This window comes from Ruminococcus sp. YE282 (genome assembly GCA_900101355.1).
GTDB classification, from domain to species: Bacteria; Bacillota; Clostridia; order Oscillospirales; family Acutalibacteraceae; genus Ruminococcoides; species Ruminococcoides bromii_A.
Map to the genome: position 1 here is coordinate 54,197 of FMUV01000008.1, position 11,900 is coordinate 66,096.

The following is an 11,900-nucleotide window of genomic DNA, read 5'->3' on the forward strand; positions in this document are numbered from 1 at the left end:
ATCGGTCATAAGTTATGAGAAAGCTTATGTAAAACAAAAACACAAATTTACTTAATTACGTACAATTATCGACCAATCAGTCAGTACGTCCCCTGTCCTTTATTTTATTCTCACAAAAGCTCCAAATTTTCATAAATATTACCGAAGCAAACCACGCCAACAAAAATGTTACAACTGTGACAAGCAACGTCATTATCAACGAATTTAGCGGAATTCTGTCTTTAATTAAATTTAGTATTGCATAGTATATTACTGTATGAAACATATAAATATAAAATGTTCTTGACGAAAGTTTTGCAAAGCTTCTGTTTATTTTAATATTGCTGAATGCAATAAATATACACAAAGAACCAAGCGCTACAAAAGGCACAAAAAAGCTTGCATACTTACTGTATGAATAGTAACTGCTTCCTGTAAAATATCTATATATAAAAGTTACTGAAAAACATGCCATTGATAATATAAAAAATACTATGGCATTTTTTTTGCCTCTTAAATTTTCATATATTACATTTCCGACAATAAAGTATCCCATGTACGAAAATACAACTCCAAATGCATATGACAGTTTATATGCGGTAGTAAGCTGATTTATAATTGAGAATATAAGCCAAATAACAGCTGCAATACAATAGGACTTATTGGTTACAGATTCTTTTACCCTTATAATTATCGGAACAAAAATATACAGACCGAATAACATAAACATAAACCACAGGTTGTAATAATCGCCAATCAGTATTTTTTCAAGAGGTGGCCATAAAGAAGCATGCGATATAATTCGGGAACCTTCCGAAAAAAGGAACAGCAAAATTGAAATTACAATAAACGGTAAAAATATCTTTGAGAATGTTTTCTTATAAAAAGTTTTATAATCCTTGTTTTTCGGGTTTGACAGCAAAAACGCACCCGAAAGCATAACAAAGCACGGAACTGAAAATCTTGTGACTATATTAATTGCGCTTCCAATCCAATATAAACTTGAATTAAAATCTGTTATTTTTGAAACATAAAATGCATTAACATGAATTAAAATAACAGCAAATGTCGAAATAATTCTCAGCAAATCATAATTATTCTCCCTTACTTTAGTTATTTTTCCGGATTTTCTAACAGAATTGTTTTTCATGATATATTGTCCTCCAATTAATTTTACCCTAACACTTTTTTGGCTGTGTCTACGCTTTCCTTGGCGTCTCTGCAATAGTAGTCCGCACCGATTTTCATTGCGTATTCCTTTGTCAGCACCGCACCACCGACAAAAACCACACATTTGCTTGAGCCGTCCGGATTTTGCAATTCTTTTGTTGCTCTGACGAGCTTTATGGTATCTTCCATACTCTTTAGGGTAGTGGTCATAAGAGCCGAAAGTCCTATCATTTTTATATCCTGTTCAACTGCCGTCTGAACAATCAGCTCGGGCGGCACGTCACGTCCCAGGTCAACAACCGTATATCCGTAATTGTCCAAAAGCACCTTAACGATGTTTTTGCCTATATCATGAATATCGCCCTTTACGGTCGCAAGAATAATTTTGCCTTTGCTGACAGGGGAACCGCTTGTGGCGGCAATGTGCTTTTTTATTACCTCAAAGCACTCCTGTGCCGCATTTGCGCTCTGAATAAGCTGCGGCAAAAAGATTTTGTTCTTTTCAAAATCTTCTCCTACTCTGTCAAGCGCAGGAATAAGCATCTCATTGACAATTACCATAGGGTCGGTATTGTCATCAAGAAGCCTTTGCACCGCCGACGCACCTTCGCTTTTCAAGCCGCCATAAACGGCAGTCGGAATATCCATTTCCGAGTTTTGCTTAGGCGCTTTTACCGCAGACGCAGCGTCGTTATATTTTTCAATAAATTCATTTGAATTTTTGTCAATGCCCGAAAGCACCCTGTACGCCCTTACAGCGCCTGTCATAGAGTCAATGTTCGGGTTGATAATAGGAAGGTCAAGACCCTCCTCAAGTGCCATTGTAAGGAATGTACGGTTTACAAGTTCTCGGTTAGGTAAACCGAAAGAAATATTTGAAACTCCAAGACAGGTTTTACAACCAAGCTCCGTTTTCACCCTATGCAAAGCTTTAAGCGTTTCTCTGCAAGCTTCCTGCTCGGCTGAAACCGTCAGTGTAAGGCAGTCAATATAAACATCTCTGCGGTCAATTCCGATTGCTTCAGCACGTTCTACAATGCGCTTGGCAATTTCAAATCTGCCCTCTGCGGTTTTCGGTATTCCGCCCTCATCAAGTGTAAGTCCGACAACAGAGGCTCCGTATTTCTTTACCAATGGCAAAACAGACGAAAGGCTTTTCTCTTCGCCGTTTACCGAGTTAACTATCGGTTTGCCGTTATAGCACCTCAAGCCTGCGTCAAGAACATCTGGTTTTGTTGAGTCAATCTGAAGCGGTGCGTCACAAACGCTTTGAATTGCCTTAAGCACACGCACCATCATCTTTTTTTCATCAATCTCGGGATGACCGACATTAACGTCAAGAATTTCGGCACCGCCGCTCACCTGACTTAAAGCCTGAGTAAGAATATAGTCAATATTGTTCTCAACCAGCGCCTGCTTAAAAAGCTTTTTGCCCGTCGGATTAATTCGTTCACCGATAATTCTCGGACCGTTTATCTCAACAGCCATGCTTGAGCTGCAAACCATAGTATCAACACTTTTTGCACATGGCTGATATGTTTTGTCAGCGAGAACCTTTTTTATCTCTTTAATGTATTCGGGAGTGGTTCCGCAGCAGCCGCCTATAAATTTTACGCCATACTTTAAAAGCGACAAAACGCAGTCGGCAAATTTGTCGGGCATAACATCATACTTATTGCTGTTCGGGTCAGGCAAGCCCGCATTGGCTTTTATAACAAGCGGCAAATCGGTGTATTTTGTCATTTGGCTCACAACAGGTTCCAACTCGTCGGGACCAAGCGAACAGTTCACTCCGATAGCGTCAACCCCAAGCCCCGAAAGCGTTACAGCAGCACAAGCAGGTGCAACACCCGTAAAAGTACGGCCGTTACGCTCAAACGTCATTGTTGCAATAATTGGTTTATTGCAGTTCTCTTTGGCGGCAAGAATTGCAGCCTTAAGCTCATACAAATCCGTCATAGTTTCAAAAACTATTATATCCGCATCAATTCCCGCAACAATCTGCTCTTTAAAATACTCATATGCGTCTTCAAAAGAAAGCGAACCTGCGGGTTCAAGCAGCATGCCTATCGGGCCTATATCAAGTGCAACAAGTGCCGAAGTTCCGCTTGCCGCATTTTTGGCAATTGCCACACCGGATTTTATGATTTCATCAACCGAATATCCGCTGTCCTTAAGTTTATATGAATTTGCGCCAAAAGTATTGGCGTACACTATATCAGAGCCTGCTTCAATATAGGCTCTGTGAAATGATTCTATCAGCTTTGGGGTTGTAACATTCAATGTTTCGGGAACGTGCTCATACTTTGCTTTACTTTCCTGAATAAGGGTGCCCATTGCACCGTCAAGAATTACAAATTCCCTTTCATTGCAAAATTTTTTAAAATCCACAATGTTCTCCGTTTCTCCTGAATTTACACGTAGCACGCAGATTGCAAACAGCACATCCGCGCTTTTTCTTCTCTATGGGTGATTTTGAAAGACCAGCAACAGCCGTAACTGACTTTGCAGGCATCAAAAGGAAGTTATCATTTGTTGTCAATCCGATTTTCCGTGGAGCGTCAAGTCGGTTCAGAAAATATTTTTGCATTTCAATCGGATAGTCGCCGTATCCCGGACTAAACCTGAAAGTCATATTATATTCGGGATATTTTTCGGCAATCAGCTCGTCAACCTTGCAGCACAGCTGTTCAACGGCTACGCTTGCAAAACTGTCCAACACAACGGCACGAGACATATCCGCAACCTGTGCAATCCTTATGATTCTGTCAACGCCGTTACCGAGGGTTGCACACATCATAACTGCTTTTTCGCATCCGTCAAGGTGATTTTTTATATCGTTGCCGCTGATAATCTCTTCGCACGGCAAATCTATTACGGAATAAAGATACTTTGGCGAAACATTCGACAAAATTGTTTTTTCACATTCGTCCATAAGCGCCTGCATTTTGTCGTTCAGCTTTATTCCCGCTCCGCCAAGGTAGCGTTTTGCCTCATTCCGATTAAGTTTATCAAGGTTTATCATAACAAATTGGCTATTGCCGCAGTAATTTTGCGGGCAACATACGGATTATTCATAGTATAAAGATGTATGCCGTCAACTCCGTTTGCAATCAAGTCCACAATTTGCTCAACCGCATATGCAATTCCTGCATCACGCAGTGCTTCAGGCTTATCTTCATACTTTTGCATTATCTTTGAAAACTTTGCAGGCAGACTTGCGCCACACATTGAAACCATTCTTTCAATCTGCTTTTTGTTTGTTACAGGCATAATTCCCGCTTCAATCGGCACATTGATTCCTGCAATTTTGGTTCTCTCCAAAAATCTGTAAAATACCGAATTGTCAAAAAACAACTGGCTTATAAGATGTTCCGCTCCGGCTTCAACCTTATTTTTAAGGTTAAGAACATCTTCCACCTCGTCTTTTGCTTCAATGTGAACCTCGGGATAGCAGGCTCCCGCAATATCAAAATCGCCCTTTTTCTTTATGTAGCTGCACAAATCGCTTGCATAGACAAATTCTTTTTTGGGCTCAACTCCGCTGACGTAGTCGCCCCTGAGAGCAAGAATATTCTCAATTCCGCATTGAACAAAATCGTCAAGATTTGCGTCTATATCAGACTTTGTGCTGTTTACACAGGTAAGATGGGCAACGGATTCAACGCCGAAATCATTTTTTATTTTTGAAGCTATTTCTGCTGTTCGGCTGTGTCCTACCGTACCTCCTGCACCGTAGGTTACGCTGATAAAGTCAGGTTTCAACGAACAAATTTCTTCAAGCTTGCTGTAAACCGACTCAATCGGCGAATCTTTTTTGGGCGGAAAAACCTCAAAGGAAAACACAGTTTTGTCGGTGTCTTTAAACAGTTGTGATATTTTCATTAATATTCCTCTTATTTCATAGTTCTAATTATCGCAATCTTAAATTTTATTATACCACAACAAAATCATCTAAACAATACTGATTTATACTAAAAATTGTGATATTTTTACCACAGACTTTATTCACTGCAAGGCAACAGTTCTTATATATCAGTACAAAATTTTGCATTTTTGTTGACAAGCGACAAAATTAAATATATTATACATATAAATAATAAACTAAAACGTATACAAACGGCAATTCATATTTAACAAATATCATTATAAAAATTTGCGGTGAAAAAATGAACAACAAAGCAATTAACAAACAAATTCGTAAAATCTCCAATTCAAACTCACTGCTTCTGCTGATTTTCTTGGCAGTAACAGCTGTTGGCAGCTATCTTTTGAAAACTTTGATTGTAAAATCAAAATACGGCTCAATTTGGCAAAACCCGAAATTTACATATGCTCTGACATATATTGCCGTATATCTGATTTTGATTCCGCTGTTGCTTCTGATTTTTTCAAAAACAGCGGGCAAAAGGGAAAATTTAACCTATAAATCCATCTTTAGAAAATCCGAACGCTCATTCGGCTGGTGCTTTAAGTGGGTGGCAATCACAATAGGCGTAAGCCAACTGCTCGGAATAATTTCAAATTTAATAATAGGTGTTTTTGTACAAGATTCTCAAAGTTCCGGAATTGACTCCTTAATAACATCGGAAAACGATATTCTCGGAATGGTTATGTATTTTATTCCCACGGCTCTGATGGCACCGTTTTTTGAAGAATTGTTTTTCAGGGCGTCACTATTCAGAAACACAGAAGCAATGGGACAATGGTTTGCGGTAATTGTTACCGGGCTGTCATTCGGACTTTGGCACACCAACAATTCGCAATTTGTTATGGCAACTTTTTGCGGAATGTTTTTATGTATAATATACATCAAAACAAATTCAATATGGGTTTGTATGGTCACGCACTTAATAAACAATTTGCTTTCATTCTTGATTGTCCTTTCCAAAATTTTTATAGGAGACATTTTGAACAGTCAAGATTCCGAATTTGTAATTCACGCAATGTTTACAAAGCACACGGCAATTTCAATAATATATTGTTTAGCCATCCTTATAACACTGATTTTTATCGTTGCAGGTCCCATATTGTTAATTGTTCAACTTATTAGAAAACGCAAAAATCTGTCACTCGACAAAGGCAGATTTCAAATCGGTACATTAAGAAAAACAGCCGTTTATTTTTCTGCTCCGCTGACAATCGCAGCCTTCATCTTAATGATTCTTTTGACCGTTGTAACAAGAATTTCGTAATATCTCATACAAAACAACAGCGCAGGGGTTCTTTTGCCCTGCGCTGATTTTTATATGTTATTGTATTTTCATATGATTTTGGTGCATACAATCTTCTGTGCTTTGCCGCCGTGCGCTTCTCGTATGACGAACGCCTGCGGCGTGCCTCTCTGCGCCGTCTTGCCTCATACGCATAAACAAGGCGCGATTTTTTGCTCTTTCTGCCGCACAAAATCATCCGTGCGGAACCGCCAACCGCATTGACAATAAAAATAAATACGCATAAATTTAACATCTTAACCTCCGCTGTTCCCGTCTTGTTTAAAATCACAATTCAACACCGACAATTTGTCGGGTCTGTATTTAATTCAAATCGAAGCAACATTCTGCCTTACTTGCAAAAAGCAGAACCTGCGCCGAAATTCAATCAGTGCAAAAGAGCTTTAGTTTCTCAGAATTTCGGTGTTAAATTATAAATTATTGAAACTCTGAACAAATCCAGCCGTCTTAGAGGCGGATTATCTTTGCACTATCTTAATTATAGCGGAGAATATGTCCTATAAAACGGACAATAAAAATCGGAGGGCAAAACCCTCCGACAATTGTTTTTTTATTTCAGCGTATTTATACACTGCTTAAAGGTGCTGATTATATACCATGCGTCATCGTCCGACAAGGTAGTATTAAGCGGCAAAGTAAGCTGATTTTTATGCATATTATATGCATTCGGAAAATCTGTAATTCTGAAGCCCTTTTTGCTGTATGCGGAAAGCATCGGCAACGGCTTAAAGTGAACGTTGCACATAATTCCGTTCTCAGCCATCATATTATAAAAGCGGTTTCTGTATTCCGCATCTTTGCCGATGAAACGAACAAAATACAAATGTCCGCTGCTGCGGTGAGTTTCGTCACAATGGTTAAGCACCTGAATCGGCAAATCCTTAAATTCTTCATTATAAAGTTTGATAAGCTCGTGTCTGCGCTCAAGTATTTTTTCATATCTTGATAACTGAGCAACACCCAAAGCCGCAAGCACATCAGGCATATTGCACTTATACTGAGTGTCAACAACGTCGTACTCCCAAGCGGCAACCTTATTTTTCTGGTAAGCGTCTTTGGTCTGACCGTGAAGTGAAAGAAGCATATACTGTTTGTACATATCCTCTTCGTCAATACCATCGTGCAGTCTGTGCACGGCTGCGCCGCCCTCGGCTGTGGTCATATTTTTTACGGCGTGAAAACTGAAATTGGTAAAATCGGCAATTTCACCGCACATTTTTCCGTGTCGTCTTGCCCCGAACGCATGGGCACCGTCGGCAATAACAAAAACTCTTCCGAATTTCTCCTGAAGTTCGTTTTTGGGATTAAACACATTCTTTTTGCGTTCAACAGCCTCATAAATTCTGTCATAATCACAAATGACGCCTGCCAAATCAACCGCAATAACGGCCTTTGTGTTGCGATTAATCGCAGCCTCCATCTTGTCGTAATCCATCTCGTAGCTTCCGCACTTGCAGTCAATCATAACCGGCTTAGCGCCAACGTGATAAATTATTGAAGCGGTTGCCGTGTAAGTATATGCGGGAACAATAACCTCGTCCCCGGGACCTATGCCGAGAATACGGAGCGTCAGCTCAGCACAAGAGGTTTGTGACGACAGACATACTGCCTTGTTAACGTGACAATATTCTGCGATTTTGTTCTCAAACAGCTTTGTTTCGGGGCCGGTTGTAATCCAGCCTGATTTCAGGACTTTGACAACTTCGTCTATTTCCGCCTGGGAAAGGTCCGGCGGAGAAAAAGGAATTTTCCTCATTCTTAAAATCTCCTTGTGTAATAAACATCTGATGACAGATACTTCTATTTATAAACATATATATCGGATTATACATCATTTATAAATAAAAGTAAAGATTATCAAATGAATTTTTACACAAGCAACTTGTTATCGATTTTTTGTCGCCTTGTCCTGCCGTTCTTTCAGATATTTGTTCTTTGTAGCCATTCCGCCTCTTATGTGGCGTTCACTTTTGTTTGTATCAAGAATTTGCCGCACCTCACGGTACATTGCGGGATTGAGCACCTTGAGCCTTTGGCTGACATCTTTATGTACGGTGCTTTTGCTTACGCCGAACTTTTTTGCCGCCTTTCTGACGGTTGCTTTGCTTTCTATTATATACTCGCCCAACATTGCTGCGCGTTTCTCCACTATTCCTTTCACAAAAAGCCCTCCTATCAGTCTTGCTAATTTATATGCAGGCTTTTTGGACTGTATTCTATTTGATTTTCAGAGTTTCTTACACTCGCCTTTTTGTCACTGATTAATGGCTTTGGCAAAATATTAAAGACAGGTGCTTAAACACCGTGAAGTCTTGCGCCAAGGTTTCACGCACGGTCTAAAAAAATCAAAAACATTTTTGGCAACATATAGCACCAAAAACAAGATATAAGAACTTTTTCTTCCGCCTCGTTTTAATTTATTGTTAAAAATGCCAATTAATATATTTTGGAAATTTTATATAAAAATATTTTGGATTAAACTTGTAATTTAAACAAATTAATGGTATATTAAGATTAAGAAATCACCATAATTATCCAATACGGTTTCTTAATATCTTAAATGAGGTGTAAGGATATGACAAAAAACAAATCTGTATTTACAAAACCAATTTCAATCATTCTGTCATTGATAATTGTAATTACATCTCTTTCTTCTGCGGCTGTATTTACAACATCGGCTGCACAGACCGAAGGTGTAGTTTCATTTGACGAAAGCTTTTATCTTAAAAACAAAGACGCCTGCGACAAAGTGGCAGACGGAATCAAAAATCTTGAACAACATATAGACATTTCTGATTGCAAATTGTCTACCGGCGATGTAAGCGAACTTATGTATGTTGTTACATACCGCAATCCGGGATTATTCTATGTTACCGGAGCTTGTTCTTATTACATAAGCGGAAATTATGCAACAGTAATTGTTCCTAAGTATTCATATTCAACAAGCGAGATTGAAGAAAAGCAGCAAACCCTTGACTCGGTTATTGACAAATACCTTGCATTGGTTGACAACTCAATGAGCGATGTTCAAAAAGCTGTGATTCTGCACGATGAACTTGTTCTGAGAACCGAATATGCATATGACCCATCTATGTACAACCTTTTGACGGAGGGCAAAGGTCAGTGCATCGCGTATGCTTTTGCTTATGCAAGACTTCTTTCGCTTGTTGGAATTGACAGCGAAATAATTTCCTCGGCAAAAATGAACCATGCTTGGCTAAAGGTAAAGATTGACGGCGAATACTACAATGTTGACCCAACATGGGACGACCCGATAGCAGACAAACCGGGACATGTTCAACACACTTATTTCCTGTACAGCGACGAGGCGTTCCAGTCAGGAACTAACTTCAGCGCTCATACAGATTATGAATCATATTATCCGGCAACCAGCAAGAAATATGATAATTACGATATGCTTCACAGACTAAACACCCGCCTGTGCTATTCTGACGGAACATTCTTTGCCATTGATAACAAATACAAGAGCGAATATGAAAAGTGTATGATTAAGTACGATGAAACCAACGACAGCGCAACGGTTGTAAACAAGTTTAACGCACGCTGGAGCGCCGGCGGCACCAGCTACTGGGTAGGCGGATATATGAGCCTGGACGAATGCGACAAAATTTTGTATTGCAACACCGACAACAAGATTTACTATTACGATATTAAAACCGGAGAGCTTAACGAGTATACAACCGACGCCGAGCTCAACGGAAAATGCTACGGACTTTTGATAAAGGATAATCAGGTTTATGCCGTAATTGCAGACAACCCTAACACAACAGCAAGCCTTGTTCTTGCAGGCGACTGCATTAAGAGGGAACCCGACGTTATCCTTGGCGATGTAAACGGAGACGGCGTTCTTACAATTGCCGACGCAACCTTAATCCAAAAATATCTTGCAAACATAGTCAGCCTTGACAGCAAACAGCTTGCTGCGGCAGATGTTAACCAAGACGGAACAATTGACGTAATTGACGTTACAAAGATTCAAATGTCTCTTGTATAACAAAACATTAAATTTTAATAAGCAACACATACAATAGAATAAATTTTGCATCCAATAGTAGATTTTGCCAAGATTGCCTGAAATTTTTACCCAAATTTGCATTATATATGTCTTATTTGACCTTGAATTATCAAAAGCTTTGTGGTATAATTGCTTATACGGAATAATATTTTAAATTACAGGTAAGGTGATATCCATTGGAAAAATTTTTCAATAGAACAAATGTTGTACTTTTATGCGTGCTTTTAGTGCTTTGCCTTATAGTTGCCGCAACAGTCGTGGTCTCAAGTCCAATGGAGTCCACCCAAACTTCTGCTTCAGCCAACGTTAATCCAAAATACAGAAGTTCATTAGGCACTGGTGAGATTCAGCATCCGACAACTGTTCCTCCTACTACGGCAGCACAGACCGAGGGAACAACCGAAGCGTCTACCGCAGCACAAACAACAAATGCTGTTGAAACTACAAAAAAACCGGAAGCTACTACCCAGCCGACAACCAAGGCTGCTGCTACAACAGCCCAGGGAAATTCAAACAACTCAAATTCTAACGGTCAGTCGTCACAGTCTTCAGACCAATATATTCAGTTTGCAACCGCTATTCCGGTTGACACACCTGCCGATTATGAAGAACAGTGGGACGCAGGATATATCATTGCAATTGACAATCCTGACAAATCATATCATTGTTCACAGGTAACACTTTCCGAAGAAGACAGAGATTTGCTTGAAAGACTTTGTATGGGCGAGTTTGGTTCCGGCGGATTTATCGGAGCTTGCCTTATTGCACAATCCGTTAAAGATGCAATTTGTTTTGACGGATATACAAGCGTAGCTTCTGTTATTGAAAATTATCATTACACAGGCAGCACAAACAAAGGCACAAACCAGGATTGCAAGAACGCAGTAAAATATATCTTTGACCAAAATATGGATGCTGTTCAGCACAGATTATTGTATATGTACAATCCATCACTTGTTCAGAGTGCTTTCCACGAAAGCCAAAACTACATTCTTACTTTCCAGGGTGTAAGATTCTTTGACCGTTGGGGATATTAATCCTTAATCCTGAATAAAATTAAAAGAACTGTATTTGTTCAAAAAGGCTCCCACAAAAGTGGGAGCCTTAGTTTTTGCCGCAAATTTTAATTGGCTCAATGTCAATAATTGGGGTAACCCGAAAAAATGAAAATGAATGAAATATTAAAAACAAGCGATAGCGTCAAGTTGTCGCTTGTTTTTGACAATTGACAGATTTAAGAGAAAATATATGTAAAATACGATTACGAAAACGGTTGAAATTTCTGTAACCGTAAGCGTTGCGTTTAAGGACTTTGATTTTGTTGTTGCAACCTTCAGTAAAGCCGTTTGTGATAGTGGAAGAAAATGAATTAAGAATACCTGTAAGCCAATTCATCATAGTATTTGCACACTTTTGAAGTTGAGGAATATCACTGTCAAGTGCGGAGTTAATCCAATCAGACATAGCAATTTTAGCCGAAT

Annotated in this window: 11 protein-coding genes; 3 read left to right on the top strand and 8 right to left on the bottom strand. The window is 39.3% G+C overall.

What is annotated here, in order from left to right:
* Positions 1 to 76: 76 nt before the first annotated feature.
* From BLP46_RS04490 to metF, 4 genes are read right to left on the bottom strand one after another with little or no spacing between them, the layout of a single operon-like run.
* Positions 77 to 1,129 (bottom strand): acyltransferase, encoded by a 1,053-nt coding sequence (locus tag BLP46_RS04490; protein WP_092976274.1) that lies wholly within the window; start codon positions 1,127 to 1,129, stop codon positions 77 to 79.
* 23 nt (positions 1,130 to 1,152) lie between these two features.
* Positions 1,153 to 3,540 carry a homocysteine S-methyltransferase family protein gene (locus tag BLP46_RS04495; protein ID WP_092976277.1) on the bottom strand — a complete coding sequence of 796 codons (2,388 nt, stop codon included), beginning with the start codon at positions 3,538 to 3,540 and terminating at the stop codon, positions 1,153 to 1,155.
* Positions 3,530 to 4,174 carry a hypothetical protein gene (locus BLP46_RS04500; RefSeq protein WP_092976280.1) on the bottom strand — a complete coding sequence of 215 codons (645 nt, stop codon included), beginning with the start codon at positions 4,172 to 4,174 and terminating at the stop codon, positions 3,530 to 3,532. The genes BLP46_RS04495 and BLP46_RS04500 overlap by 11 nt, the downstream gene beginning before the upstream one ends.
* Complete coding sequence (gene metF / locus BLP46_RS04505) at positions 4,171 to 5,034, bottom strand: methylenetetrahydrofolate reductase [NAD(P)H] (protein ID WP_092976283.1); 864 nt, start codon at positions 5,032 to 5,034, stop codon at positions 4,171 to 4,173. Before metF ends, BLP46_RS04500 begins: the two co-directional genes overlap by 4 nt.
* 284 nt (positions 5,035 to 5,318) lie before the next feature.
* Here metF and BLP46_RS04510 point away from each other — a divergent pair, with 284 nt between their 5' ends.
* A complete protein-coding gene (locus BLP46_RS04510) occupies positions 5,319 to 6,344 on the top strand; it encodes a CPBP family intramembrane glutamic endopeptidase (RefSeq protein WP_092976286.1) in 1,026 nt (341 codons plus the stop codon).
* Between the two features lie 4 nt (positions 6,345 to 6,348).
* On the opposite strand, the gene BLP46_RS04515 is transcribed toward BLP46_RS04510, so the two are convergent.
* From BLP46_RS04515 to spoIIID, 3 genes are all read right to left on the bottom strand, one after another.
* A complete protein-coding gene (locus BLP46_RS04515) occupies positions 6,349 to 6,654 on the bottom strand; it encodes a hypothetical protein (protein WP_143000447.1) in 306 nt (101 codons plus the stop codon).
* 279 nt (positions 6,655 to 6,933) lie between these two features.
* Positions 6,934 to 8,139 carry a DegT/DnrJ/EryC1/StrS family aminotransferase gene (locus BLP46_RS04520; protein ID WP_092976292.1) on the bottom strand — a complete coding sequence of 402 codons (1,206 nt, stop codon included), beginning with the start codon at positions 8,137 to 8,139 and terminating at the stop codon, positions 6,934 to 6,936.
* A gap of 129 nt (positions 8,140 to 8,268) precedes the next feature.
* The gene (spoIIID, locus tag BLP46_RS04525; protein ID WP_092976295.1) at positions 8,269 to 8,544 is read right to left on the bottom strand and encodes a sporulation transcriptional regulator SpoIIID; all 276 of its coding nucleotides are present in this window, start codon (positions 8,542 to 8,544) and stop codon (positions 8,269 to 8,271) included.
* A gap of 414 nt (positions 8,545 to 8,958) precedes the next feature.
* Between spoIIID and BLP46_RS04530 the strand changes: the two genes are divergently transcribed.
* Positions 8,959 to 10,398 (top strand): dockerin type I domain-containing protein, encoded by a 1,440-nt coding sequence (locus BLP46_RS04530; RefSeq protein WP_092976298.1) that lies wholly within the window; start codon positions 8,959 to 8,961, stop codon positions 10,396 to 10,398.
* Positions 10,399 to 10,595: 197 nt separating this feature from the next.
* Positions 10,596 to 11,456, top strand: a complete 861-nt coding sequence (locus BLP46_RS04535) for a hypothetical protein (protein WP_092976301.1) — start codon at positions 10,596 to 10,598, stop codon at positions 11,454 to 11,456.
* A 163-nt stretch (positions 11,457 to 11,619) separates the two neighbouring features.
* Here BLP46_RS04535 and BLP46_RS13275 read toward each other — a convergent pair.
* A partial coding sequence (locus tag BLP46_RS13275) for a transposase (protein ID WP_318259437.1) occupies positions 11,620 to 11,900 on the bottom strand: 281 nt, incomplete at its 5' end.